Source organism: Syntrophotalea acetylenica, assembly GCF_001888165.1.
Taxonomy (GTDB): domain Bacteria; phylum Desulfobacterota; class Desulfuromonadia; order Desulfuromonadales; family Syntrophotaleaceae; genus Syntrophotalea; species Syntrophotalea acetylenica.
Genome location: NZ_CP015455.1, coordinates 3,085,156 through 3,111,331, shown reverse-complemented (window position 1 = coordinate 3,111,331; position 26,176 = coordinate 3,085,156). Strand labels below are relative to the sequence as shown.

The 26,176-nt window shown below is 61.1% G+C and carries 21 protein-coding genes, 2 tRNA genes and 2 pseudogenes; 3 read left to right on the top strand and 22 right to left on the bottom strand.

Annotation, left to right across the window (positions count from 1 at the left end; genetic code table 11):
• Positions 1-282: 282 nt before the first annotated feature.
• The 21 genes and pseudogenes from A6070_RS14545 to A6070_RS14445 form a co-directional block, all read right to left on the bottom strand.
• Positions 283-687 (bottom strand): CoA-binding protein, encoded by a 405-nt coding sequence (locus tag A6070_RS14545; RefSeq protein ID WP_072286432.1) that lies wholly within the window; start codon positions 685-687, stop codon positions 283-285.
• Positions 688-705: 18 nt separating this feature from the next.
• The gene (locus A6070_RS14540; RefSeq protein WP_072502115.1) at positions 706-2,097 is read right to left on the bottom strand and encodes an NADH-quinone oxidoreductase subunit N; all 1,392 of its coding nucleotides are present in this window, start codon (positions 2,095-2,097) and stop codon (positions 706-708) included.
• Between the two features lie 61 nt (positions 2,098-2,158).
• Positions 2,159-2,374: a hypothetical protein gene (locus tag A6070_RS15230; RefSeq protein ID WP_083568974.1), complete on the bottom strand. Its 216-nt coding sequence runs from the start codon at positions 2,372-2,374 to the stop codon at positions 2,159-2,161.
• Positions 2,374-3,567, bottom strand: a complete 1,194-nt coding sequence (locus tag A6070_RS14535; protein ID WP_083568973.1) for a complex I subunit 4 family protein — start codon at positions 3,565-3,567, stop codon at positions 2,374-2,376. The genes A6070_RS15230 and A6070_RS14535 overlap by 1 nt, the downstream gene beginning before the upstream one ends.
• Before the next feature lie 37 nt (positions 3,568-3,604).
• Entirely contained in the window at positions 3,605-5,458 is a 1,854-nt protein-coding gene (gene nuoL, locus A6070_RS14530; protein WP_072286429.1) for an NADH-quinone oxidoreductase subunit L, read from the bottom strand.
• Entirely contained in the window at positions 5,455-5,760 is a 306-nt protein-coding gene (nuoK, locus tag A6070_RS14525; RefSeq protein ID WP_072286428.1) for an NADH-quinone oxidoreductase subunit NuoK, read from the bottom strand. Before nuoK ends, nuoL begins: the two co-directional genes overlap by 4 nt.
• Entirely contained in the window at positions 5,757-6,269 is a 513-nt protein-coding gene (locus tag A6070_RS14520; protein ID WP_072286427.1) for an NADH-quinone oxidoreductase subunit J family protein, read from the bottom strand. The genes nuoK and A6070_RS14520 overlap by 4 nt, the downstream gene beginning before the upstream one ends.
• 39 nt (positions 6,270-6,308) lie before the next feature.
• Positions 6,309-6,839, bottom strand: a complete 531-nt coding sequence (nuoI, locus tag A6070_RS14515) for an NADH-quinone oxidoreductase subunit NuoI (RefSeq protein WP_072286426.1) — start codon at positions 6,837-6,839, stop codon at positions 6,309-6,311.
• A 1-nt stretch (position 6,840) separates the two neighbouring features.
• On the bottom strand, positions 6,841-7,833 hold the full coding sequence (gene nuoH, locus A6070_RS14510; protein ID WP_072286425.1) for an NADH-quinone oxidoreductase subunit NuoH: 993 nt from the start codon (positions 7,831-7,833) through the stop codon (positions 6,841-6,843).
• Positions 7,834-7,836: 3 nt separating this feature from the next.
• The gene (nuoG, locus tag A6070_RS14505) at positions 7,837-10,230 is read right to left on the bottom strand and encodes an NADH-quinone oxidoreductase subunit NuoG (RefSeq protein WP_072286424.1); all 2,394 of its coding nucleotides are present in this window, start codon (positions 10,228-10,230) and stop codon (positions 7,837-7,839) included.
• Positions 10,231-10,264: 34 nt separating this feature from the next.
• The gene (nuoF, locus tag A6070_RS14500) at positions 10,265-11,542 is read right to left on the bottom strand and encodes an NADH-quinone oxidoreductase subunit NuoF (protein WP_072286423.1); all 1,278 of its coding nucleotides are present in this window, start codon (positions 11,540-11,542) and stop codon (positions 10,265-10,267) included.
• Positions 11,539-12,027 carry an NADH-quinone oxidoreductase subunit NuoE gene (gene nuoE / locus A6070_RS14495; protein ID WP_072286422.1) on the bottom strand — a complete coding sequence of 163 codons (489 nt, stop codon included), beginning with the start codon at positions 12,025-12,027 and terminating at the stop codon, positions 11,539-11,541. Before nuoE ends, nuoF begins: the two co-directional genes overlap by 4 nt.
• A 1-nt stretch (position 12,028) precedes the next feature.
• Positions 12,029-14,413 (bottom strand): NADH-quinone oxidoreductase subunit B/C/D, encoded by a 2,385-nt coding sequence (locus A6070_RS14490; RefSeq protein ID WP_072286421.1) that lies wholly within the window; start codon positions 14,411-14,413, stop codon positions 12,029-12,031.
• A gap of 15 nt (positions 14,414-14,428) precedes the next feature.
• Positions 14,429-14,851 carry an NADH-quinone oxidoreductase subunit A gene (locus A6070_RS14485; RefSeq protein ID WP_072286420.1) on the bottom strand — a complete coding sequence of 141 codons (423 nt, stop codon included), beginning with the start codon at positions 14,849-14,851 and terminating at the stop codon, positions 14,429-14,431.
• Positions 14,852-15,024: 173 nt separating this feature from the next.
• Positions 15,025-15,480: a ribonuclease HI gene (rnhA, locus tag A6070_RS14480; protein ID WP_072286419.1), complete on the bottom strand. Its 456-nt coding sequence runs from the start codon at positions 15,478-15,480 to the stop codon at positions 15,025-15,027.
• Positions 15,481-15,559: 79 nt separating this feature from the next.
• Positions 15,560-15,637 (bottom strand) — tRNA-Glu (locus A6070_RS14475).
• Between the two features lie 5 nt (positions 15,638-15,642).
• Positions 15,643-15,718 (bottom strand) — tRNA-Lys (locus A6070_RS14470).
• A 143-nt stretch (positions 15,719-15,861) separates the two neighbouring features.
• On the bottom strand, positions 15,862-17,172 hold the full coding sequence (locus A6070_RS14465) for an adenylosuccinate synthase (RefSeq protein WP_072286418.1): 1,311 nt from the start codon (positions 17,170-17,172) through the stop codon (positions 15,862-15,864).
• A 21-nt stretch (positions 17,173-17,193) separates the two neighbouring features.
• Positions 17,194-18,480, bottom strand: a complete 1,287-nt coding sequence (locus tag A6070_RS14460; RefSeq protein WP_072286417.1) for an ATP phosphoribosyltransferase regulatory subunit — start codon at positions 18,478-18,480, stop codon at positions 17,194-17,196.
• A gap of 217 nt (positions 18,481-18,697) precedes the next feature.
• Positions 18,698-18,874: pseudogene (locus A6070_RS16200) on the bottom strand (cold-shock protein); the annotation flags it as partial.
• 244 nt (positions 18,875-19,118) lie between these two features.
• A complete protein-coding gene (locus tag A6070_RS14445) occupies positions 19,119-20,618 on the bottom strand; it encodes a leucyl aminopeptidase (protein WP_072286414.1) in 1,500 nt (499 codons plus the stop codon).
• Positions 20,619-20,956: 338 nt separating this feature from the next.
• Between A6070_RS14445 and A6070_RS14440 the strand changes: the two genes are divergently transcribed.
• The 3 genes and pseudogenes from A6070_RS14440 (at position 20,957) to fusA (ending at position 25,726) form a co-directional block, all read left to right on the top strand.
• Positions 20,957-21,817 (top strand): GPMC system MBL fold metallohydrolase, encoded by an 861-nt coding sequence (locus A6070_RS14440; protein ID WP_320361363.1) that lies wholly within the window; start codon positions 20,957-20,959, stop codon positions 21,815-21,817.
• Positions 21,814-23,634: a TIGR04442 family protein gene (locus tag A6070_RS14435; RefSeq protein ID WP_072286413.1), complete on the top strand. Its 1,821-nt coding sequence runs from the start codon at positions 21,814-21,816 to the stop codon at positions 23,632-23,634. Before A6070_RS14440 ends, A6070_RS14435 begins: the two co-directional genes overlap by 4 nt.
• Positions 23,635-23,660: 26 nt before the next feature.
• Positions 23,661-25,726, top strand: a pseudogene (fusA, locus tag A6070_RS14430) (elongation factor G).
• A gap of 41 nt (positions 25,727-25,767) precedes the next feature.
• Here fusA and A6070_RS16785 read toward each other — a convergent pair.
• A complete protein-coding gene (locus tag A6070_RS16785; RefSeq protein WP_072286411.1) occupies positions 25,768-26,124 on the bottom strand; it encodes a hypothetical protein in 357 nt (118 codons plus the stop codon).
• Positions 26,125-26,176: the final 52 nt, after the last annotated feature.

The window sequence follows — 26,176 nt, the reverse complement described above, 5'->3', positions numbered from 1 at the left end:
TTCTGAATACTTTGATTTTCTTTGGTTAAAGTGTAAGCAACTCGTTTCCGAGAGAAAAACAAAATCCATTTTCTGTTAAATTGCAACCTGAAACAGGTTTCGGTTATATAACATGCGGTATAACGCAAAAGCAACAAAAAACCTTTAAAAAAAATAGGTTAGCAGATGTTGTGTATACGCTTGAGCAAAACGCCAGGGGGGCTGGCAGGGTTTTTTGGGACCCTGCGCCTGGCGCAGCGATTCGGCTGGTCTGGTGGAATAAAAACGCGGTTTTGCCAGATATCAGGATTCGTGATAGCCCATCACCACCAGTACGCAACTGCCGTCGGCAATAAGATTCAACCCGGCGTCCTCGCAGCGTTGTATTGACTGGGGACTTTGTGCGCCAGGCTGCATCCAGATATTCCGGATGCCCTTGGCAATGGCCTCTTCGACGACCTTGTCCGTGATTTGCGGCGGCGTGATGATGGACAGGCTCTGAATGCCGTCGGGCAGTTCGGAAACACTTGTTACGCTGGGCAGTCCTTCGACCTGCACGGCATGGGGATTGACGGGCACGACGTGCTTGCCGTGCTGCATGTAACAGCGAAGCACCTTGTTGCCGTATTTTTCACGATTGGTGGAAGCCCCCGCAACGGCGAAACCGTCGGCGGCAAGGAACTGGGCAATACGTTCGGTGATGTCCATGGCAACTCCTGTCGGGGGTCAGGGCACGAGAGATGCGATCCAGAGAAAAATCGGCTCCGGGTAGAAACCGCCTGTCAGCATGATAATCGACCAGAGGCCAAGCACCACGCCCTCGGTCAGACTGGGCGGTAATAAACACCCTTGTATCGGGCTGCGGCGGAACATGGCCAGTATCGGACGCATGTAATAATAACAGGAAACCAGCGAAGATAGCAAAGCCAGGATAACAAGCTCCCTGAAGCCGGCGCTCAGGCTGCTGGTGAAAAGCACCATTTTGGCCATGAAGCCCGCCATGGGGGGGAAGCCGGCCAGCGACAGCAGCGCGCCGCCAAGTATGGCGGCGCGCCATGGGGACCTGCGGGCAAGCCCTTCCAGCGCGGCGTATTGCTGCGGCTCCTCCCCATCTTCGGACAGAGAAGCGAGCAGGCCAAAGGCTGCCAGAGTGGCGGCTGCGTACGAGATCAGATAAAACAGCCCTGTTTTGAGACCGGAGTCCCCTCCGACAAGCACGGCGAGGACAAGGTAGCCCATATGCACTATGGATGAATAAGCCAGCATACGCTTGAGGTTGGTCTGAGGCAGGGCGGCGAAGCTGCCGACGATCATGGACAAGGCTGCCAGCCCGGTCAGCAGGGGCCGCATTGGCAACAACAGCGCTATCGGGGCGGATGACAGCAGCACCGCAAATACCGCGCCCTTGGATCCGCTGGCAAGCAGTGCGGTTACCGGTGCCGGAGCCCCCTGGTACACATCGGGGGTCCACAGATGAAACGGCGCCAGAGAAGCTTTGAAAGCAACGGCACATAAAATCAAGGTCCACCCCAGAAGCGCAATGCCGTGCATGGAAGCGCCGGCCATCGACAAAGTGACGGCATCGGGCAGGGCAAAAGTTCCTGTCGCTGTAAAAACAAGAGCCGTTCCAAAAGCAAGCAGCGCGCTCGCCACGAGCCCGGGGAGAAGATATTTGAGACCGGCCTCGGCACCGGTTGGATTTTGCCGGTCGAAAGCAATCAGGATATAGAATCCCAGGGTCATGGTTTCCAGCCCGAGAAACAGGCTGACCAAGGATGTCGCGGCTGAAAGAATTGCCATGCCGAGAACGGTAAACAGCGTTAACGCGGCGAATTCGGGACCCGGCAGGCGACTGCCGCGGCGGTAACGCCCGGCCAGCAGGCAGGCGGAAGCTCCGAACAGTGACCACAGAATGGTGCATCCCCTGGCGAACAGGTGAGTTGCGATCAACGGCGTCTCGGCAGCGCCGGGCGGTTCCGGCCAACAGGCCGTGGCCGCGGCCAGCAAGGCACAGCAGGCACCGAAGACCAGGGAGCGCCGCGCCGGAAGGAACAGAGCCGCTACGGAACCGAGGAACAGTACCAGCATCGGCATCAATCCCAGGATGTTGCCGATCATGGCAGTCCTCCCGTGGACGTGAGTTGCAGCACAATCTGCCGTACCGGATTGTCCAGCAGTTTCATGAACGGCGCCGGATAAAGTCCTGTCCACAGTACCAGGATCGCAAGCGGGATAAGCAGCGCCGCTTCACCGTGGCGAAGATCCGCGGGTTGCTCCCCCCCTTGCAAGCTCCCCACAGTACCCCCTGCACCATGCGCAGCGTGTAGCAGGCTGCCAGCAGGACACCGACCATGCCGACGGCGCCCCACCAGGGACGCACCAGGAAGGCGCCCATCAGAATGAGAATTTCCCCGACGAAAAGGTTGAGACCCGGCAGCCCGAGCGAAGCCAGGGAAAACAGCAGAAACAGGGCGCCAAGACGGGGAGCCCGGGACCAGAGGCCCCCAGTTCGGGCAACTGACGTACAGTGGTGCGTCGCTCCACGAAGGCGACCAGCACGAACAGGGCGCTTATGGTGATGCCATGGCTGAACAGCTGCAAAAGGCTTCCCTGGAGGGCCAGTTCGTTGCCTGCCGCAATACCCAGAAGGACGAAACCGAGGTGCGCAACGGACATGTAGGCAATCAGGCGCTTGAGGTCATCCTGTACGAAGGCCAGCCAGGCGCCATAAATCGTGCCTGCCAGGCCGATGCCTGCCAGAAACGGTGCAAAGCCGACCCAGCAGTCAGGAAACAGGGGCAGCACGATGCGTATCAGGCCAAAGATGCCGGTTTTGGCAAGCGCTCCGGCCAGCAGCAGAGCGACCGCCAGCGGGGCCTGCTGGTAGGCATCCGGCAGCCATCCCTGCAGGGGGATTGCCGGCACCTTGATCAGAAAAGCCACCATCAGGCAGCCAAAAAGCCAGGGTACGAGCTCGGGGGCGACAGGGGTTGCCAGAATCGCCTGCATGGCGAAGGTATAATCCCCCGTGGTCCGACCGTGCAGGATATAGAGTGTCAAAAAGGCAAACAGCATCAAAAGACTGCCGGTCAGGGTGAAGAGCAGCAGTTTCAGGCCGGCCTCGACTCTCCGGGCTTCTCCCCACAGCGCAATGCACAGCACCAGCGGCAGCAACATGATCTCCCAGCACAGATAAAACAGCAACAGATCCCGTGCCAGAAACACCCCGAGGGTGCCGCTGCAGCTGGTCAGCAGCAGGGCATAATATCCGCCCTGGCGGTACCGCGGCCAGGAAATGCCGAGCGCCACGGCCATCAGGATCACTGTAAGCCAGATCAGCAGCAGCGCCAGGCCATCCATGCCGAGGGAAAAACGGGCTCCGTAGGTTTTAATCCAGGGCCAGGACTCAAAGCGGATCCAGGCTTCGACGGCCGGCTTCTGCCCGAGTGACAGCCGCAGCGCGATGGCGATTTCCGTCATTGCCGCGATGACGGCGGCGCGCCGCCCCCATGCCATGCAGGCCAGGGCGCCGCCCAAGGGAGCAAGCACCAGCAGGGTCAGCCAGGGTAATTGGATAAAACCATTCATTCTCGGCTCGCAATCGGATGGATGGAAACGATCAATATCAAAGCGCCAGCAAAGCGGTCAGCATAATCAGCAGCCAGGCCGTGCCCCAGAGCATGGCCGACAGGTAGTCACTGACATGACCAGATGTGACATGGCGAAAGGCCTGGCCCGCGTTCTGGCTCCATCGGCCAAGCCTGCCGGGCAAAACAAGTGTCAACCATTTTTCGGGACATCTCTGCAGCCATCGCCCGGTGTTCCGAAACGGTACGGTCAGCACGGCCCGGATCATTTTGTCCAGCCGCCAGCCCGAGGCAAAAAACCGCGTACAGCCGCCAACGGTGAAAACCGGCGCGGACCGGCGCCAATTACGGATCAGCTGCCAGGCTGCCATGACCAACAGGCAGGTTGCTACCGCCAGCCCCCATTCCATGCGCCGGGCAGGCGCGATGCCTGTCGGTGCGGACAGCCATTGGTCAAGAAGGGCTGTCCCGCCCAGCGTATGCGGCACGTTGAGCAGGCCGGCCGTCAAAGCCAGCAGGCTCAGCGGCAGCAATGGCCAGGTCTTGCCCAGCGGTGCTTGGCCGTGTGACGGGAGGTCCATGGGGGCGGCGATCAGCAGATAGACCAGACGCAACGCGTAAAGGGCAGTCAAAAAGGCGGCCAGCAGGCCCAGGCCGCCCAGCCCGGTCCAGTAAGGTGTGGCCCGGGCGAAACAGGCTGCAAGGATGGCATCCTTGGAGAAGAAGCCGCTGCTCGGGGGGACTCCGGCCAGAGCCACGGCGCCGGCCAGCATCAGCCAGAACAGCACCGGGGCGCGTTTTGGCAATTGGCCGAGCCGGTACAGGTCCTGTTCGCCGCCGGCCAGATGTATAACGAGCCCCGCTGCCATGAACATGAGGGATTTGAAAAACGCATGGGTCAGAAGGTGAAACATGGCGCCCGTTACGGTTCCGGCACCGACGGCAAGAAACATATAGCCAACCTGGCTGATCGTGGAGTAGGCCAGCAGCCGCTTGATGTCCCGTTGCACCAAGGCACTGGCGGCAGCGTAGAAAGCGGTGGCTGCGCCGGTCAGGCCGATGGCCGCGAGCGCCGTGGGTGACAGGGATATCAGCGGGAACAGGCGGCAGAGCAGATAAACGCCGGCAGTTACCATGGTGGCAGCATGAATCAGGGCGGACACCGGGGTCGGGCCGGCCATGGCATCGGGCAGCCAGGAACTGAAGGGCAACTGTGCCGATTTTCCGCAGGCGCCTGCCGCCAGCAACAGCGCCACCGCCGTCACCGAGCCTGATGGGAGCATGACGGCTTGCTGGTTGATGGCGGTGATGGACAGACTGCCGGTCAACTGGAAAAGCCACAGCAGGGCGATGCCAAACAGCACATCGGCGGCGCGCGTGGTCAAAAACGCTTTGCGGCCGGCATCGGCGAACTCCGGATTGCGGTACCAGTAGCCGATCAAGGCGTAGGAGCAGAAACCTACGCCTTCCCATCCAAGAAACAGCAGCAGCAGATTGTCGGCCAGCACGATGACCAGCATGGCCCCGACGAACAGATTGAAAAGGCTGAAAAAACGACGGAGATCCCTTTCCTGGTGCAGATAGGAGACCGCGTAGACGTGGATCAGAAATGAAACGCCGGTCACCATCAGGGTCATGGTCGCTGAAAGACGCGAAAAAAGAATCTGTACCGGTATCTGCAGCGGGCCCGATTCGATCCAGGTGTAAAGGGTCGCACGGGCGCCGTCGGCCGCCAGGGGCCACATCCAGATGGTCAGCGCGGCGGCGATGCCGACCGCGCCGGCAGCCATGGTTGTCAGTACCCGCCGCGGCACGGCATCGCCGGCAACCATGATGAACAAGGCGCTGGCCAGGGGCAGCAACGGTATAAGAAACAGCAATTCGACCATCATCCCTTCATCCCGTCAAAGCGGTTCACATCGAGGGTGCCGCGACTGCGCTTCAGGTAGATGACCAGAGCCAGGGCCACGGTCACTTCGGCGGCGGCCACGGCCATCAGAAGCAGGGCGAACAATTGGCCGGCCGGATGCCGCCAGTAGGCGGAGGCGCCGACCAGGACGATCCCGGCAGCATTCAGCATGATTTCCACGCCAATCAGAATCATGATCAGATTGCGTCGCAGCAAAACGCCCAAAAGCCCTGCCGTAAACAGCAGGCCGGCCAAAGTCACAACATGTCCGAGTGGCACCATCATGAGGCATCCTCCCGGTTGGCACTGTGACGACGGGCCAGGTGAAATGCGCCCACCGCGGCAAACAGCAGGATCAGGGATACGATTTCCACCGCCAGGCCGAAATGTTCGAACAGGGCCTGGCCGAAGCCTCGTGGGGACAACCAGAATCCGGCAATCTCGCCGCTTTTTAAAGGATCCATGCCGACCAGAATCCCGCCGCATGCCAGTAAAAGGCTACCGATCATGGCCGGGGGAATCCATCGAAATCGTTTTGCAGCGGCATTTTTTGCTGCGGATGCAGGTTCAAGCAGCATGATCACGAACAAAAACAGCACCATGATGGCTCCGGCATACAGAATGACCTGCCACGCCGCCAGCAGAGGCGCTCCGAGCAGGTAATACAGCAGAGCTACGGCAAACAGGGCCTGCATCAGGTAGAGCAACGCATGCACGGGATTCGGGCGTGTCAGGCACAGGAGCGTGGCCAGCAGTGCCAGGGCGGACAATATGTAAAACAACAAAGCCGTCATGATGATTCCTTCCGGGTTCCGCGCCGGGGCGGCGCAGCCTCAGGGCAGGTTGCTCCGGATATCTTCCGGTGGCGTTTCGCCAGGATTGCCACCGCGTGGCGCGACGACCCCGATGCCGGTGTGCCGATAGAAATGGTATTCGGTGTTTTTACCGCAGCCGTCAATCAGAAGGTCTTCCTTTTCATAAACCACCTGCAGCAGTTCGCGAGTGGCCAATTCGTATTCAGGGGTCATCTGCAACGCCAGGGTAGGGCAGGCCTCGGCGCACAGGCCGCAAAAAATGCAGCGGGAGAAATTGATGCGGAACCAGGCCGCATAGCGGCGCCCGTCTTCCCTTTCGGCAGCCTGCAGGGAAATACAGTCCACGGGACAGGCGGCACTGCACAGGTAGCAGGCCACGCAACGCTCCTCGCCGTCGGGATCACGGGTTAGTACCAGCCGGCCCCGGTAGCGCGGCGCCGGTGTTTGTTTGCGCTCGGGATAACAAACAGTCACTGGCCGTTTGAACAGATAGCGCAATGTGACCCAGAAGGGCAGGATCGCCCCTTTGATGTGCTTCCAGAAACGCATGTCAACCTCTCCAGGTCAGCCAGGACGCCGTGGCCAGAATGTTCAGCAGGCCCAGTGGCACGAGGACCTTCCAGCCGAGGGCCATGAGCTGATCGTAGCGCAGACGCGGCAGGGTGCCGCGCACCCAGATGAAGAAAAAGGCCACGGCCAGCACCTTGAGAATAAACCAGCAGGCTGCGGGAAGCAGCGGACCGTGCCAGCCGCCGAGAAACAACAGGGTGAGCATGGCGCCGAGCACGATCAGGTTGAGGTATTCGCCGACGAAGAACATGCCGAAACGCATGCCGGAATATTCCGTGTGGAAACCCGCCACCAGTTCGTTTTCCGCCTCTGGCATATCGAAGGGCGTGCGTTTCGATTCAGCCATGATGGCGATCAGGAAAATAAGAAAAGCCAGGGGATGAACCAGCAGATTCGGCAGGGGGCGCTGTGCCTCGACGATGGCGGTGAGGGAAAAGGAGCGCGCCGTCATAACGACCGGCACGATGGCCAGCCCCATGGCGAGTTCGTAGGAGATCATTTGCGCCATGGCCCGCAGGCCGCCCAGCAGGGCGTATTTGCTGGCCGATGCCCATCCGGCGAGGGCGACGCCGTACACCGCCAGGGAGGACAGGGCGAACAGGTACAGCACGCCGATATCCGAACCGCAGATGACCAGGGGAATTTCGCGGCCGAAAAACACCGCGGGCGGACCGAAGGGGATGACGGCGAAGGCCAGCAGTGCCGTTATGACGGGGATGGCTGGGGCCAGCATGAAAATTGGGCGATCGGCCTTGTCGGGGATCAGGTCTTCCTTGCAAAGCAGTTTGATAAGATCCGCCAACGGCTGCAGCAGGCCGAAGGGGCCGACGCGGTTGGGTCCGTGGCGCATCTGCATGCGGCCGAGGATCTTGCGTTCGGCCAAAACCAGATACGCGGCCAGGGTGAGGGCGAATCCCAGCACCAGCGCCAGTTTGGCCAGGATCAGAATGATGTTCGGCAGCACCTCATGCATGGTTCAGACTTTCTCGATGCGACAGATCATCGGTTCGCCGCCCGACACCAGCGGTTCGGTCACCGTGTTGCGCAAGCGCGGCACGATGGCAAGCCCTCGGGCCATTTCCTCGCTGAGCCGAAGCGTCAACGGGAAGTCGCCAAGCGGTGTGAAGAGGGTGACCTGCGCGCCTTCCGTGATCTTAAAACGAGCTGCATCCTGGGGGTGCAGCATAACGAATGGACGGGGTAGCAGGGGCTCGATGTGTGGTGAAAGACTGCTGAGTGCTTCCGATCCGTACAAGGCCTGGGTGATCAGCAGCCGCAGGTCATCGATAAAAACAGTCTCCCCATGGCTGGTTTCAGCAAGTTCCGGAACCGGGCCGGGGATGGCGATGCGGCATCCCTCCCCATCGGCGATCAGGGTTGAAATGCCCGCAAAATGTCGGCCGGCATGATCGATTTCGCCCCGCAACACATCAAGGTTGGCGTCCCGTCCCATCAGCCCGGCCATCAAGGCCCACGCCGGCTGCGGTTCGGCTCCGGGAATCTCGCGGGTAAAGATGCGGGGCGGGTGGCTGTCCCCGGCCGTTTCGGCAACAGGTGCCCCGGCGGTGAACACCCGGTCGAAGGACTGCATGCGACCTTCGTTGTTGATCAGGGTGCCAAAGCTTTCTTCCAGTGCGGTGGTGGGCAGGAAATAATCCGCCTCCTGCAAGGTCGCGGTGGCGGCGTAGTCGAAGACCGCCAGCCATTCGAGCCGGGCCAGGGCGGCACGGCTGCGCTTGCGATCCGGGAAATCGGCCAACGGATCCGCCTCTATGCACAACAGGGCTTTGATGCGGCCTTGTTCCATGCCTTCGATCACGTCATCGAAGCCGGGATTGTCGCCACCTAGCAGGGCTCCGCCAAAGCTGTTGGCGCCGCCCAGCAGCAGCATGCTGCGGCAGGGAGCCTGGTGGCCAGAACAGGCGGCCGCTGCCTGTAGCAGGGCAAGGGACCCTTGCGGACCGAGAATATCGGTACCCCCGATCAGCACCGGGTTCTGCGCCTTGCGCAAGGCGCGGCCCAGGGGCCGGCCCAGCCTTCCGGTTCTGGTTTCGTCTTCCTGGTCGGGATGTCTTATTGCCTGCAGCACCCGCGAAAGGCTTTCCGGCGGTATGGCATGCCGCTCGAAAGTCAGGGGCAGGTCCACCGGCCGTGGATCGATCACCACGATGCGTGCGCCACGGCGCGCTGCCTGGCGCAGGGCCAAAGCCAGCACCGGTGCCTCGGACAGGGGATCGGCGCCAACCAGGACGGCCACATCGCATTGCCGTATGTCGGCAAGGCTTGCACAATAATCCGAGGATTGCGAGGCGGCGACGCGGGCCGCAAGATCCCGGCGAGGATGAGGCTCAAAGCACACATGGGGGCTTCCCAGCGCCGCGGCCCAGCGTTTCGCCAGGAACTGGGTTTCGAGGCAGGCCCGGGAGGAGGTCAGCAGTGCGATGCTGGCGGCGCCGAAAACTTCAATCATCTCCTGCAACCTGTTTTCGAGGGTGGCCAATGCTTCCTGCCAGGTCGCTCGCCGGTGGCCGATCATCGGATGGCGGGGGCGGTCGGCGCGGTTAACGTACCCATAACCGAAACGTCCCCGGTCGCAGATGAAATAACCATTGGTTTGCAGGTTGGTGCGCGCCCGACGGCGTTGCAGTTCCCGGTAGCGGGCGCCGCCGGTCACGGCACAGCCCAGCGAGCAGTGCAGGCAGACGGACGGCGCTTCCTGAAGATCCCAGCCGCGGCTTTTGAATCGGCAGGTTTTATCCGTCAGTACTCCGGTAGGGCATACATCCACCAGATTTCCGGCAAAGGGGCTCTCCAGCGGGCCGTCGGCAAAGCGCCCGAAATAAAGACGCTGGCGGGAGCCGAGCACGCCGAAATCGGTACCGCCGCAGTAGTCCTGGTAGGTGCGCACGCAGCGGTAACATTGGATGCAGCGGTTCATTTCATGGGCGATAAACGGCCCCAGATCCTGGTTGCGATAGGTCCGCTTCGGTCCGGTGTAACGCCGGATACCGTGGCCCCCGGCCACGGTCATGTCCTGCAGCTGGCACTCACCGCCCGCATCGCATACCGGACAATCGTGCGGGTGGTTGGTCATCAGCCACTCGATGACCTGGGCGCGATAGGCCAGCACAGCCTCGCTGCCGGTGGCAACCACCATGTCGTTTTTTGCGGCAAGCATGCAGGACATCTGGATGCCCCTGGCCGGTCCTTCGATGATATCCACGGCACACATGCGGCAGGCCCCGATGGCCCCCAGCGCTTCGTGGTGGCAGAAATGGGGGATTTCAATGCCGAGCTTGAGGGCGGCTTCAAGGACGCTGGTCCCCTCTGGCACGGTGACGGTTTGGTTGTCGATTATAAGCGTCGGCATTCTGGGCTTTCCGCGGGTTCGAGAAAAATGAATTTCAGTTCTTCAGCGGGCAGCAACCGCGCCGGATATGGTCCACTACTTCTTCGGAGAAATGCCGCAAAAGCCCCTCGACCGGCCCCATCGCTCCGAGGGCAAGGGCGCAGAAGGAACGCCCGTTGATGTGGCGCAGCTGTTCCTGCAGCATGGCCAGGTGTTCATGGCTGCCCTGCCCTGATTCGATGCGTTCCAGCAGCCAGCAGACCAGAGGCAGCCCGTCGCGGCACGGCGTGCACCATCCGCAGCTTTCCCGCGCAAAAAACCGCAGTAAATTGAGAGTGGCGGCGACCATGCAGGTGCGGTCGTCGAACACCACCACGCCGCCGGTGCCGAGGCGGGTGCCAAGCTGCTCCAGGGGGTCGTAATCGAGTGCCACATCCAGATGTGCGGCTGTCAGGTAAGGCGTCGAGGCTCCGCCGGGCAGGCATGCCTTGAAAGAGCGTTGTTGCCATACGCCTCCGCCGAAATCGCGGATCAGTTCCCCCAGCGGCATGCCGATGGGCAGTTCCACGCAACCCGGGGTTTCGATATGTCCCGCCAGCCCGTAGAGTTTGGTGCCGGCGCCTTGTTCGGTCAGTGCCAGGCCCCGGTACCAGTCGGCGCCGCCGGTGATGATATGCGGCACGTTGGCGAGGGTTTCGATGTTGTTCAGCGCCGTCGGTTTGCCGAACAGCCCCTTGACGGCCGGAAACGGCGGTTTTGCGCGGGGATTAGGACGCCGGCCCTCGAGGCTGTTGAGCAGTGCGGTCTCTTCGCCGCAGACATAGCGTCCGGCGCTGCGATGAAGATGGATTTCACAGTTGAATCCGCTGCCAAGGATGTTGTCCCCCAGCAGCCCGGCGTCGCGAGCTTCGGCCATCGCCCGTTCCAGGTTGGCCGCGCAGTCGCGATAGGCGTCGCGCAAAAAAATGTAGGCCGTGGCGATGCCCAGGGCATAGCAGGCAATGAGGATACCTTCGAGCAGGTGATGGGGGTCGGCCAGCAGCAGCTGGCGATCCTTGAAGGTGCCGGGCTCCATTTCGTCGCCGTTGCACACCAGATATTTATCACCGGGTTCGTCCGCCGGGAAGAACGACCATTTCAGGCCGGTGGAAAAACCGGCGCCACCGCGTCCGCGCAGGGCGGACGCCTTGACCTCCTGGCGTACCGCCGCCGGCGTCATGTCGCGCAGGGCCTTTTTCAGACCCTGGTAGCCGCCGGTTTTGCGGTAACCCTCCAGAAAGACCGTCATTGAGGGTTGGCGGTTTTTGAACAGCAGCGGCGCGCAGATCCTCATGGGCCCGCCTCCGTTCGCTCGCCTTCCAGAATCCCGGCCAGGTCTTCCGGCGTGACCCGCCCGTACAGGTTTTTGCCGATCCGTATCGCCGGTGCGTCGCCGCAGGCGCCCAGACAGCAGGTCGGCAGCAGGGTGAACATGCCGTCCGCGGTGGTTTCCCCGGGCGCGATGCCGAGCAGTTGCTGAAGCCGCAGCATGATGGCCTCGCTGCCGCGGCTCCAGCAGCATATGGAATCGCACACGTGAATGACCTTGCGTCCCACCGGGCGGCGATAGATCTTGTCATAAAAGGTGGCAATTTCCTCGACCTGCAGCGGCGTCAGGCCGAGGATGGCCGCTGCCAGCTCGATACCTTCATCGGACACCCAGCCCTTGGCTTCCTGGATGGCATGCAGTACGTCCAGTACCATTTCCCGGGGATGAGGTGTTTCCGTAACGCGCCGTTTAAGTTGCGCGATCTGTTTTTCCGAAAGCAACATTGCCATGTCAGCGGTCCAGGTCGGCCAGCACGTAATCGAGTGAGCCGAGGATAGTGATGACATCGGCCACCAGCAGGCCGCGGCAGAGCTCGGGCAGCGCCTGCAGGTGAGGGAAGCTCGGGGTGCGAATGCGCATTCGGTAGGCGCCGCTGCCGCCGTCGCTGACGGCGTAGTACCCGCACTCGCCCTTGCTCGATTCGATGGCGCGGTAGCATTCGCCGCGCGGCGCCGCCGGCCCGCGGCTGACATGCAGGAAATGATGGATCAGACTTTCGATGTCCTGCAGGCCGTCTTCGCGTTTGGGATAGGCATACCGGTAGTCGTCGCTGATCCAGCGGCCCTGCGGCATGCGCTGGGCGGCCTGTTGCACAATGGACAGACTCTGGCGCAATTCCCCGAGCCGCACCAGGTAGCGCGCAAAGCAGTCTCCCTGATGGGCTGTCACCACCTCGAAGTCAAAGTCATCGTAGCCGGCGTAGGGCATGGTCTTGCGCAGATCCCAGGAAAGTCCGGTGGCGCGCAGGTTGGGTCCGCTGAACCCCAGATCGATGGCCTGTTGCCGGCTGATGGCGCCAATGCCTTCGGTGCGGGCCCGAAAGATCGGGCCATCGGTCAACAGGCGATCGAACTCGTCGATGCGGGTGGCAAAATCCTTGCAGAAGGCGTCCACGGCCGCCCACCAGCCGTCGGGCAGGTCATCCGGCACGCCGCCGATGCGGAACCACGCCGGATGCATGCGCCCGCCGGTGATCAACTCGACGATGTCGAAAATCTTTTCGCGGCTGTCAAAGGCGTAGAACACCGGGGTCATGGCTCCTACATCGTGGGCGAAGGTGCCGAGCCAGACCAGATGGCTGGCGATGCGGAACAGTTCGCTGAGCAGGATGCGGATGGTGCGGGCGCGGGCTGGCACTTCCACGCCGCAGAGGGCTTCCACCGTCTGCAGGTAGGCCAGATTGTTCAGGGATCCGGCAAGATAATCGATGCGGTCGGTGTAGGGGATGAACTGATTCCAGTGCTGGCGTTCGCCGATTTTTTCGGCGCCGCGATGGTGATAGCCGATTTCCAGATCGAGATCGACCACCTCTTCTCCCGCCAGCATCATTATGACCCGCAAAATGCCGTGCGTCCCCGGATGCTGGGGGCCGAGATTAAGGATTGAAAGACGCTGGCCATCGGTTTTTTCGCGGCCCCGGAAAAAGTGCGATCCTTCCGGTGGCACCATGGTGGTTGCGGTGTCGCGGGTAAACGGCGGCATTTCCGTGGCGCGGCTGGGATGATCCTTGCGCAGCGGATGTCCCTGCCAGCCTTCCGGCATCAGGATACGGCGCAGGTCCGGGTGCCCGGCAAATTTCACGCCGAACATGTCGAACACCTCTCGCTCGTACCACCCGGCAGCCGGCCACAAACCGGTGATGGATGGCGCCTCGGCCCGTTCCGCGGGCAGTGGTGTCTTGACCCGCAGGTAAGCAGCCCGATCAAAGGACAGCAGGTGATAGATCAGGGTCAATTCGTGGTCCGGGCGGTGCCGGCGGGCCGTTTCGTCAACCGCGGTCAGGTCTTCGAGACGCAGGTAGGGCTGTTCGATGTCCTGTTTTAAAAAACCCAGCAACGCAGGGACCCGGGCAGGGTCGGTGATGAGGGTCGGCATGTCGGCAGAGGCATCTTCCCTGACGCTGTCGCCGAAACGCTGCCGGATCTGCTCCAGCATTGGCATGGTTGCGGGAGAAAAAGCGATGCGCGGCTGCTGTGGCCGCCACATGCCATCCACGCGGCTGCCGCGAAATTCGGGGGGCTGCTGGGAGGTCCCGCGAATCGGACAGCTTCCGTATCCGGGACCGCGGGTATCCCGGGTTTTACTGTGGCCGTCAATCAGAATGGGCACCGTGGTGCCTTCGCAGCCGCCGGCCAGGTTCAATACAGGCCGCGCCGGGCGCTCCTCACAGGCGATTTTGTCCTGCAGCATCATCAGCCCCTGCATAAAGGCTTCAGGGCGCGGCGGACAGCCGGGAATGTAAACATCCACGGGCAGAATCTGGTTGACGCCCTGCATGACGCTGTAGACATCGTACATGCCGCCGGAGTTGGCACAGCTGCCCATAGCGATCACCCATTTGGGATTGGCCATTTCTTCGTAGATACGCAGCATGCTGGCCGCCATTTTTTTGAATGGCGTGCCGGCAATCACCATCAGGTCCGCTTCGCGCGGCGTGCCTCGCAGTACTTCCGCACCGAATCGCGCCAGGTCAAAGCGCGGCGTCATGCTGCCCATCATCTCGACAAAACAGCAGGACAGGCCGAAAAACATGGGCCACAGGCTGTTTTTCCTGCCCCAGTTGATGGCATCGTCCAGGGTGGTCAGGATAATATTTTTGGGCAAGGCTTGGTTCATTCCCGGGGAGATCCTTTAACGGCGCTGGCGGCTCCAGTCGAGAGCCCCCCGGCGCCAAAGGTAGAGCAGCGCCATCAGCAAAGTGACGATGAAAAAGGCAATCTGCGCCAGGCCGCGCCAACCCAGCAGGTCGTAAGCCGTAGCCCAGGAGGCGATAAAAGCCACCTCCACATCAAATACCACGAAAAAGATCGCCGTCAGGTAAAAGGGTACGGGATAGCCTGCCCGGGCGGCTCCGGTCGGTTCCACGCCACATTCGTAAGGCTGATTTTTAAGGGGAGTGCGGGAGCGATGCCCGAGAAATCGTGCCGCCAGCAGCAGGCCGATGACGATGCTGAGTGCCACCCCGGCATACATGAAGAACGCCACAAAATCCCAACCGGGAGCCGGCGGCAATACGCCGGAGTCGGCCAGATGCAAGGCTCTGTCAGCAGACATGTGGTCTTCCCCCCTTCTGTCCCAGGAAAAAGCCCGGCGGCAGTGAATCTGGCCAAGGATAACACAGTTTTAAAGGATATCCAAGGTACCTGTAGCGCGGCCCGTTGGCGAAAAAGGGCAATGGGCCGCTGTTTGCCGCATCGGCCGGCGCGGTCGCCTTTCCGGCAGGGGGGTCAGGAACTTTTCTGGCCGCTGGCGATGGCCTGGCGCGCCAGTTCGTCACAGCGTTCGTTTTCCGGGTGGCCGGCATGCCCCCGCACCCAGTGCCATTCCACCTGGTGTCTGGCCGTCAGTTTCAGCAGGCGTTCCCACAGGTCGCGGTTGGCGACCTCTTCCTTTTTAGAGTTTTTCCAGCCTTTTTTGCGCCAGCTGTGAATCCACTCGGTGATGCCTTTGCAGACATACTGGGAGTCGGTGGTCAGATGCACCAGGCAAGGGCGTTTGAGGGCTTCGAGGCCGGCAATGGCACCGAGCAGTTCCATGCGGTTGTTGGTGGTCTGCGGATCGAAACCTGACAGTTCACGCACATGGCCTCCGCAGCGCAGCAGCGTACCCCACCCGCCGGGGCCGGGGTTGCCTGAGCAGGCACCGTCACTGAAAATTTCAACTACGGGGCGGGATTCGGACATGCTGACCTTTCATCGGACGGCCGCCGGAGGCCGGAACGAAAACAGCCCCACCGCCTTATGGCAGTGGGGCTGTTGACTCTGGCGTCCCCAGGGGGATTCGAACCCCCGTCGCCGGCGTGAAAGGCCGGTGTCCTAGGCCGGGCTAGACGATAGGGACTTAAATGGTGAGCCGCGTAGGATTCGAACCTACGACCATCTGATTAAAAGTCAGATGCTCTACCAACTGAGCTAGCGGCTCCTTGCTACGGAGGCCACTTTATACTTGAAAGCTTTTTGCGAGTCAACCCTTTTTTTCAGGTTTGTCATTTTTTCTCCCGTGCCCCGGATGTTTGCCCCAAGGCGGGAAAGCGACTCGCATACTGCCGCCGAATGGATGGATTTTTACTCTATTTTTCCCTGTTTGTCAAAGGGATTTTTGAGCTGGATGGTCTGATCCCGCCGCGGTCCGATGGAAACCAGCACAATCGGGCAGCCACAGACCTCCTCGATTTTGCGCAGGTAGTCCTGCGCCTTGGCCGGCAGGGTTTCAAAAGAAGTCGCTGTCCCCAGATCCGCCTGCCATCCGTCCATTTGTTCGTAAACCGGCTTGCATTCTTTGAGGATATCGAGATCGTGGGGGAAATCTTCCAGCAACTGGCCCTGGTAGGCGTAGGCTGTGCAGATGTGGATGTTGTCCAGATTGTTGAGCACGTCCATCTTGGTGATGGCAAGGCCCGTCATGCCGCTGATGCGTACCGCTTCCCGCAGTGCCACGGCGTCGAACCATCCGGTGCGGCGGGGGCGTCCGGTTGTTGACCCGAACTCAGAGCCTTCCCGGCGCAACTGCTCGCCCATTTCATCGTTCAGTTCGGTAGGGAAGGGCCCTTCGCCGACGCGGGTGACATACGCCTTGACGATGCCGATAACTTCGTCGATGGTGGTGGGGCCGACGCCGCTGCCGGTGCAGGCTCCGCCCGCTACCGTCGATGACGAGGTCACGTAGGGATAGGTGCCATGGTCGATGTCGAGCAGGGTGCCCTGTGCTCCCTCGAAGAGAACGTTGCGTCCCGCGGCGATGCTTCGGTTCAGCAGCAGGGATGCACGGTCCACGTATTTCTCCAACTGCCTGGCGTAGCCGTTGTATTCATCCAGAATAGCGTCCTCTGACAGAGGCTTGCCTCCCAGGTACTGCTCCAGGTAGAAGTTTTTTTCCGGCAGCATTTCCCTGACCTTGCGTGCAAAGGTGTCGGGGCGGATCAGGTCCATGACCCGGATGCCGCGCCGGGCTACCTTGTCTTCGTAGGTCGGACCGATGCCCCGGCCGGTGGTGCCGATTTTACGGGCGCCGGATTTCTGTTCGCGGGCGATGTCAATGGCCTTGTGGTAGGGCATGATGATATGGGCGTTGCCGTCGATGACCAGCTGTCGGTCATCCTTCATGTAGCCGCGTTTTTTAAGTTTGTCGATTTCCTCCAGGAACACCTTGGGGTCCAGCACGACGCCGTTGCCGATGATGCAGCGTTTGCCTTCATGCAGGATGCCCGAGGGGATGAGATGCAATATGGTTGTCTCGTCTCCCACCACAAGGGTGTGTCCGGCATTGTTGCCACCCTGGAAGCGCACCACGTCATCGGCATGCTCGGTATAGATATCGACAACCTTGCCTTTCCCTTCATCGCCCCACTGGGCACCGACAATAACAACATTTGCCATATGTATATCTCCTGATCGCTGTTACAGGCGAAAGTCTCCGGCGAGAATCGCTTGCAGTGAAATCATCTGTTCGCTGTTGTCCGCAAGCTTGATCAACCGCACCTCACCGGTTTGGGCCGTCACGATCATGACATGACGGAAATTCATTTTGCGGCCGTAATCAAGGCTGTCCTGCAGGGGGCGCTCGATGATGTCGCGGGCACAGGCGTACCCGCGGCCACGCAGGGTGCGTGCCAGCTGCTGGGCGGTTCGCTTGTCCGGCCCGCTCTGCAGGATCAGCACATCGAGCTTCTGCGTGGCGGTCTGCTCCAGGTCCCGATCGAGGGCGGTCAGCAGATTGAGCAGGTTGAAGGCGAATCCTGTTGCGGGGGCGGACATGCCGTATCGCTCCGTGAGCGTGTCGTATCTGCCGCCGGAGCAGACGTCGCTGCCCATGCCGCTGAGAAACCCCTGAAAGGTTACGCCGGTATGATAACCGAGCCCGCGCAGTTCGCCCAGGTCGAAAGTGACGTGCTGCTCGACGCCGTAGGCTTCAAGCACCGCAAGAATCTGGCGCAGGTTTTCCAGTGCCTGGCGTGAGCGGTCGTTGGCGACGATGTCCGCCGCCCGGTCCAGTACTTCCGGTCCTCCGAACAGGCGTGGCAGGGCCATGATTTCCGCGTATTTGCGCTCTTCGAGATGCAGATCGGCGAGCACCTCCGCCAGCCCCGAGGCGTCCTTGCGGGCAATGGCCTGCTGCACGGCCATGGCCCGGTCGGCGGGCAGGTCGAGGTTGCCCATTACGCCATGGAAAAATTCCACCTGTCCGATATCCACGGTGAATTCGGTGGCTCCGAGGGATTGCAGGCACTCGATGGCCATGGCAATCATTTCCGCATCGGCTTCCGGTCCCCGCAGGCCGATCAGTTCGACCCCTGCCTGAATGATCTCCCGGTCCTTGCCTGCCTGCTGCTCGGTGTGCCGCAGTACCTTGCCGCTATAGCAGAGGCGCAGAGGCAGGGGCGCGCCCTGCATCCGAGTGGCAACAATGCGGGCGACCTGCGGTGTAATGTCGGGCGTGAAAGCGACAAGTTTGCCGTTCTGCCGGTCGTCGAAGCGGAAGGTTTTCTCCCGCAGGTCCGCGCCCAGGCCGCGCTCGAGAACATCGAGATATTCCAGGGTCGGAGGGATGATGGGGCGGAAGGCCCAGCGGTGAAAAACCCGTTTGAGGGAGTGCTGCAGAAACTCTATCTTGGCAGCCTTGTTGGGCAGAAAGTCCTTGACCCCCCTCGGCAGCGTTGCATCCGGGACGGTTGATTGGCGGTTCATGGGCAATGGGCATTCCTTTCCGGGAAGATCGGGTCCGGCGACGGGTCTGGACAATTGACGAAAATCACCAAACTGTGAAACTATCAATCCCCCGGAGAAAGTCAAGATGCAGGGCAGGGTGGTTGTGAATCGGCAGGCATGAAAAAAGGGTTCCACGGCAGGCGTGGAACCCTGGAGATCGTTTTGCGAAAGGATCAGACCTTGGCGACGCTGGAAGCCTGGGGCCTTTGCTGCCTTGCGTCACTTCGAAGCTGACCCGGTCGCCTTCAGCAAGGGATTTGTAACCGTCGGCCAGGATGGCGGAGTAGTGGACAAACACGTCAGGCCCGTCATCCGGAGTGATAAAACCGTAACCTTTGGCATCGTTGAACCATTTTACCGTACCCTGCGTCATACCTGTTTACTCCTTGTGTTGTTCCGGCCCTGCCGGAGTCATGCGGACCTTCCATTGCGCGTTGGCCACGCTGCTGGCGCCACCGCCGAGGTCCTGATTCGCGGTCGCGCTCCGCTGCATAGGCGTGGCATAATCAGCCAAACCTAATAACACAGGCTCCGGGGGTGTGCAAACGGCTGGCGTCATTTTTTCGGGTTTTCCGTAAAATTTTCGCATGCGGGCCTGCTCGGTTACGCAAGGGCCCTTATCCGTTCCGCATCAAGAACGCGATCAGCAGCCGGACCCCAACCCCTGTGGCCCCCTTGGGACGTAAGGCGGTGCCTTTTTCTTCCCATGCGGTGCCGGCGATATCGATATGGGCCCAGGGACAATCGGGGACGAACTGCTGCAGGAATGCCGCGGCGGTGATGGTGCCGGCAGGGCGTCCGCCGGTGTTTTTCACGTCGGCGATATCGCTTCGGATCTGCCTGGCGTAGTCTTCCCACAGGGGCAGTTGCCAGACTCGTTCCGCGCTGTCTTCTCCGGCGGCGATCAGTTGCCGGGCCAATTCATCCCGATTGCTGAGAACGGCTGACGCTTCGTGCCCCAGGGCGATGATACAGGCACCGGTAAGGGTGGCCAGGTCGATGATGGCGCGGGGTTCGAAACGTGCGGCATAGCTCAGAGCGTCGGCGAGAATCAGCCGGCCCTCGGCGTCGGTGTTGAGTATTTCGATGGTGCGCCCGGACAGCGCGGTGACGATGTCGCCGGGTCGGTATGCCGTGGCCGACGGCAGGTTTTCCACTGCCGGAATGATGCCAACCAGATTTACCGGCAGTCGCAGCGCGGCCGCGGCATCCAGGGTGCCGAGCACGGCGGCGGCGCCGGCCATGTCCATTTTCATTTCATCCATTTTTTCTCCGGGTTTCAGGGAGATCCCTCCGGAGTCAAAGACCACGCCCTTGCCGATCAGCGCCAGAGGTTTGTCGGACGGGTTGCCGCCAGTGTATTCCATGATAATCAGGCGTGGCGGCCGGGCGCTACCCCCGGCTACGGCGAGCAGGGCGCCAAACTTCTCGCGAGACAGATCCTGCTGATCCAGCACAGTGCATCTAAGGCCGTGTTTCGCGGCCAGTTGCCGAGACTGTTCCGCAAGGAATTCCGGGGACTTGACGTTTCCCGGTTCATTGACCAGGTCGCGGGCCAGGGTCACGCCGGCGCAGATCCGCCGCGCCCTGTCGAGACCTTTTGCGGAGGGTTCCAGGAACTCCTTTTCCGCAACGAGCAGACGCAGGCTTTCCCATCGGGGCGGCAATTCATCGCGTTTTTGAGTGCGGTAGCGATCAAACCGGTAGCCTGCGAGTATCAATCCCTCCACCAGAGCCTGCATTGCCAGGTCCGCGGCGAGGTCGGCGGGCGGCGGTTCGGACAGCGCCACGCAGGCTTCGGAGAGCCGCTGCTGCTGCAGGATGAGGGCGGCTTCGGCGGTTGCCCGGCGCAAGGCTGCCGCGGATGCTTTGGCGCGAAATCCCAGGCCAACCAGCAGCACCCGTGCGGCAGGGAGCGTGTCACCAGTCGGGAACAGCAGGGTCTCGCCCTCTTTGCCGGAAAAAGCCTTGCTGTCCAGGGCTTGACGCAAGGCGCCTCGCAGAGACACGTCGAGCTCCCTGAGCGGCAGGGCATCGGTGTGTTCCTGCCAGACGCCGAGGATCAGACAGTCGGTTTCCAGGGTCAGGGCAGGAGCACAGACAGCGGCGATTTGCATGATATTTCCTTTCGTGAAAGTCGGTAATGTTTTTCCCGCCAGGGCGGAAAAGAGCCGTTTCCGGGTGAAAACGAGTCTAATGCCCTTTGCCGAAGGATGCAACGCCATGCTGAAGCAAGGTCTCCGGCAACGCCGGGTCGCCGATTTTATGCTACTGCCCCCTGGTGTTTAGCGGCGCCGTCTTCTGTGCCCCTTCATGAAAAGGCAAGTGGTTGTTGCCTCATCCGCGGGAAAAATGCTATTTTGCCTGCGCACTACAATGTATTCACGCCGCATCGAAAGGATCTTTCTGTCAGCCCGGTATGCAATTCGGGACCGGGACCGTTTCGGAGTCCATCGTGGCAAGCCCTCAAACCATGAACATTGTGCTGCTCGGCACAGGCACCAGCACCGGGGTCCCCATGCTCGGGTGCTGCTGTGATGTCTGCCGTTCGTGCGATCCCCGCGACCGGCGCACACGCTGCAGTGCCCTGATTTCCTGGGGCGATCGCAATATCCTGATCGATACCGGCGCCGACCTGTATCACCAGGCTCTGCGCGAGGGAGTTGCCCGGGTGGACGCGGTGCTTTATACCCATGCTCACGCCGACCATGTGCATGGCATCGATGATTTGCGGGCCTTCAACATGGTCAGCAGACAATCCATTCCGATTTTCGGCTCCGCCGCCACCATGGCGGTGATCCGGCGCAATTTCAGCTACATATTTGACCGCGGGATTCAGGAGGGGTTCCGTCCCCGGCTCGACCCCTGGGACATTCATGGTCCTTTCAGTCTGTTCGGCCTTCCCGTCGAGCCGATCCCGTTGCGGCACGGCTCAGGCGCATCCAGCGGCTATCGCATTGGTCCTTTCGCTTATCTGACCGATTGCAACGGGGTGCCCGAAACTTCCATGGAGCGCCTCGGAGGACTTGAGCTGCTGGTGCTTGACGGCTTGCGGTTTCGTTCCCATCCGAGCCATTTCTCCATTGGTGAAGCCATCGAAGTGGCGAGCCGTATCGGCGCCCGTCGCACCCTGCTGACTCATTTGTGTCACGAGGTCAGCCACGCACGACACAATCGGGAACTGCCCCCGGGAATCGAGCTGGCTTATGACGGCCAGTGTTTCCATCTTTTTGTCGAGGCCGCCGGGAGAACCGGCTGTCTTCCCAAACCCGAGCCGCGTTTGCCGCGCGAGGCCGCCGACCGGATCCGACTATGAAGCATCAGGAAGTGCGCCTGCACGGCCAGGCCACCGACAGCATCGAATACTACGTTACCGTCGCCTCGGCCGAAGCTTACCGCAGTTATTTTTACGAGGTGTCCGGAGCGTCTCTGCGCATCTTCTCGCCGGGCAATGAGCTGATTATCGATGCCGAGGGCCTTTCTCACCGGGGCAACGGCGGCTCCTTCTGCGAATACATGTTCGGCGTCGAGCAGCCTCTTGCCGACCTCATCAAGGAAGAGGTGCGCAACCGGCTGGTCATGTTCGGCGCCAGCAGCCGCAATGACGGATCGCTGCTGTTTTCCAACCGCACCGATGGTTATGAGGAATACGACCGCGTCTTTCTTGAAGGCAATGCGGTGCATAACTACTTCTTTTTCATTTTCGGCTCTGTGTCGGGCCCGCTGCAGGACCAGCAGGAAGAGATTCTGCGCCTCGCCGGCAAGGACCTGAAGCGCTTTCCGTTTGTTGGCGAGGGGGATGACGGCCGCCTGGTTGAGGAGCTGCTGCCACTGCTCGGACACCGCAGCGCCCTGTACCTGATCAAACTGATCAACACCAAGCACAAGCGCTACCGCGACACCTTTCGCGAGCTTTACCACGCCCACCAGAACATTCCGGATCCGGAATTCGCACGGCTGGTGCAGCTGGCCGAAGACCTCGGCATCGACAGTTACCAGCAGGAGCGCATCCGCATCGATGTCATGTACAAGCATGCCGCCAACCGTCCTATCGTCGATGAATACAAGAACATCCTTGTTGACTGCAAGCTCAAGGGCCGCATGGGCGCCACCGAAAGCGCCCGCCTGACCCGGCTCAAAACCCTGTCCGTGCGCAGCAAGATCCCCTCGGCCCTGTTCTATGCCCTTGATGAGGTGCTCAAGCCGGAATTGCTGGTCAGTACCCAGGAGCAGGACTATCTTTCGGAGACCCGCCAGATACTCGAAGGCATCTTTTTGCATGAACGGCAGATCGACGCCCGTATCGATCGTGAAGATCTGGTACAGTTGCTGAAAGCCAAGCGCCGCGCCGTGGAAAACCGGGATTACGCTTTTGAGCAGATGCTGCTGGAGGCGGCCAAAGCCTGCGACGAAAAGGTGCGCGACGGAGCCGACGTTTTTCTGGTGGAGAATTTCTCGCGCATCATTACTTATTTCGATCTGTTCGACAGCACTTCGGAGCATATCAATCAGCTTGCCTTCATGGACAAGATCCGGTTTTCCGAAGAGCTGGTGCGCAGCCTTCTCAACAACAAGAAAGAATTCGATACCCTTGGCAAGGACCTGTTTGACGACCTGTTTTTCACCGGCATCCTGCAGAACCGTTATCTCGGCCAGTTCGGCCGGCGCAAGCTCCTGGCGCTGCGCAAGGGGTTGACCGCCATCGAAGAGGGACGCTTGACCCTGCAGGGGATGCAACGTCTGATCAGCGATATCTGTCGGCAGGAAGAACAGTTCAATATGCTGCTGACCCACACTAAGGAACGCATCCGCAATTTTTATTCCCGCTACGGCACTCCCTCGGAGCAGCAGATGCTGCTGGCGGAGGTGGTGCGGGAGACGGGACTCAACGGTACCGTCGACGATGAGCTGCTGAACAAGCTTTTCCGCCGCGTTGTCCATCATGTGCAGATGGAGGAACTGTATCTGCACAATCTTCTGCCCCGCGTTGTCGCCGGAAACAACCGTGCTCTGCGCGACGATTTTCTCAACAACAGCGGCCTGGACCGCTTTTACGTTGAAGAGCTCGAGCGGGAATATTTCGAGTACAACGGCCTGGACATGGAACTTTTGTCCCGGTTAAACGAGAATTGAAACCAACTCCGCTGGCGTGAGGTGTCATGGCCCGGCAAAAACTCCAGAACCTGCGCAACATGGGAATCATCTCCCACATCGATGCCGGCAAGACCACCGTTTCCGAACGGATTCTGTTTTATACCGGTGAAAGTCATCGTCTCGGCGAAGTGCATGACGGTACGGCTATCATGGACTGGATGCAGCAGGAGCAGGAGCGCGGCATAACCATCACCGCCACCACGACCTGTTGCTACTGGCGGGATGTGCGGATCAATCTTGTCGATACTCCCGGTCATATCGACTTTACCATCGAAGTTGAACGATCGTTGCGGGTGCTCGACGGGGCATTGGTGATTTTCAGTGCCGTCGAGGGAGTGCAGGCCCAGACCGAATCGGTATGGCGCCAGGCCGACCGCTATGCGGTGCCGCGCATCTGCATGATCAACAAGATGGATCGCGTAGGCTGTGACCACCGGCGGGTGCTCGACCAGGTGCGCAAGCGTTTTGCCGCCCAGCCGGTGCTGATGCAGCTGCCTTTGGGGCTGGAGGGCGAATTCGCCGGGGTCGTCGATCTGCTGGAGGAGCGCTGTCTCATTTTCACTGAAGCCGATCTCGGGGTTACGATGGAGGTTTCCGCTATTCCCGCAGCGTTGCGCGAGGAGGCGGACAGGGCCCGCGAACGGGTTGTGGAAGCCGCCGCCGATTTCGACGAGGCAATACTGGCCGATTTCCTCGAGGGGCGGCCAATCTCCGCCGAACGCCTGCGAAGTGCCCTGCGCCTTGGCACCCTTGCCTGTCGCCTGTTTCCCGTATTCCTCGGTTCGGCACTGCGCAACAAAGGGATTCAGCCGATTCTCGATGCCGTTGTCGACTATCTACCTTCACCCCTCGATGTTCCTCCGGTGACGGCCCGCTCGCTGGATGGGGAGGATGCCGGGATACCGCTGCCCTGTGATCCCGCTGGGCCGGTCTGTGCCATGGCTTTCAAGGTCTTGTCCGACGAGGGCCGCAAGCTGACCTATGTCCGGGTTTATTCCGGGACCGTGCATGCCGGAGACGATCTGTTCAACGGCACCCGCCGGGTACCCGAGAAGGTGGCCCGGCTGTTTCGCATGCACGCCCACAAACGCGAACGGATCGAGGAGATTCAGGCCGGCGACATCGGGGCGGCGGTGGGTCTCAAGCACGCCCTGACCGGCGATACCCTGTGCCGCGCGGAACAGCCCTTGCAACTGGAGGGGCTGCGTATTCCGGAGCCGGTGGTGTCGCTGGCCGTGGAACCCTGTCGTGTTGACGATCGGGACAGGCTGCCGGCCGCTCTGGAAAAATTGCTATGGGAGGATCCGACCTTCCGGGTACGGGAGGATGCCGATACCGGCCAGACCATTCTTACCGGCATGGGACAGCTGCATCTTGAAATCATTACCGACCGCCTGCGGCGGGAATTCGGCGTCGAGGTGCGTACCGGCCGTCCGCAGGTGGTTTATCGCGAAACCGTTCGCGGCAGGGCGCGGCATCACGAAACATTTCATCGGGAAACCGAAGGGCGGGTGCAGTCGGGCGATGTCACTCTGGAAATCGCGCCGCTGCAGCGCGGCAAGGGGGCGCGGGTTGTTTTGCCGGAAGGAGGCGACGCCCTGCCCGGGCTTTTGGGGGAGGAATTGCGCAAATGTCTGCTGCAGGCCTGTGCGACAGGCCTGCGTACCGGCTATCCGTTGACCGACGTCGAGGTGACGGTGACCGAGGCGCCCTATCAGCCAGGCATCACCACCGAAATCGGCCTGCGGGCCGCCGCTCAGCGCGGTCTGAGCCTGGCTGCTGAACAGGCCCGGCTGATGTTGCTCGAACCGGTCATGGCGCTGGAGTTGACGGTGCCCGCCGAGTGCGCCGGCCAGGTCATCAGCTCCCTGCAGCAGAAGCGCGGCCGCATCGACGGCCTCGAACCGCGGGCCGAATCCGAACTGATCCAGGGCCGGGTTCCCTTGTCCGAACTGTTCGATTATATGGGCGAGTTGCGTGGCGTTACCCGGGGCGGGGCACCTTTGTCATGGAATTCTCCCATTACGATCAGGCCCCCGAGGAGATCCAGAAACTCTTCGGCCTTGGCTGAAAAGGCCCCCGGTTTTCAGGATTCGCCGTGGCCCATACCGGTCAGGGCGTGGAATCCGCCGGTTGCAGCCCCCGTCGCGCCAGTTCGAGCCGCACCCGGTTGCGCTGCTGGCGCAGGGCCTCCGTCGGATCTTCAATGTAGGTTCCCTGGCTGGCTCCCACCGAGAAGGAGCCGCTGCCCACTCCCAGCCCCACCCCAAAGCCGAAACCGCCCGCGCCGCCTTCCTGTTTCGCGATCGCGGCGTTGAGCTGGTCGTAGTAAATCAGCAATTCCTGGTTGTTCATGGCGGCGTAATCCTCCTGCAGCAAGGCGCGGGCGGAAGATCCTGCCGCGCAGGCACTTGCCAGCAATAGCAGTGCCAGCAATCCCATCGTCCATAAAAACCGTTTGTCAGGCATGGCATCCTCCTGGTCCGGGGGTTTTGATCCATTCTATCAGGTTGCGGCCATC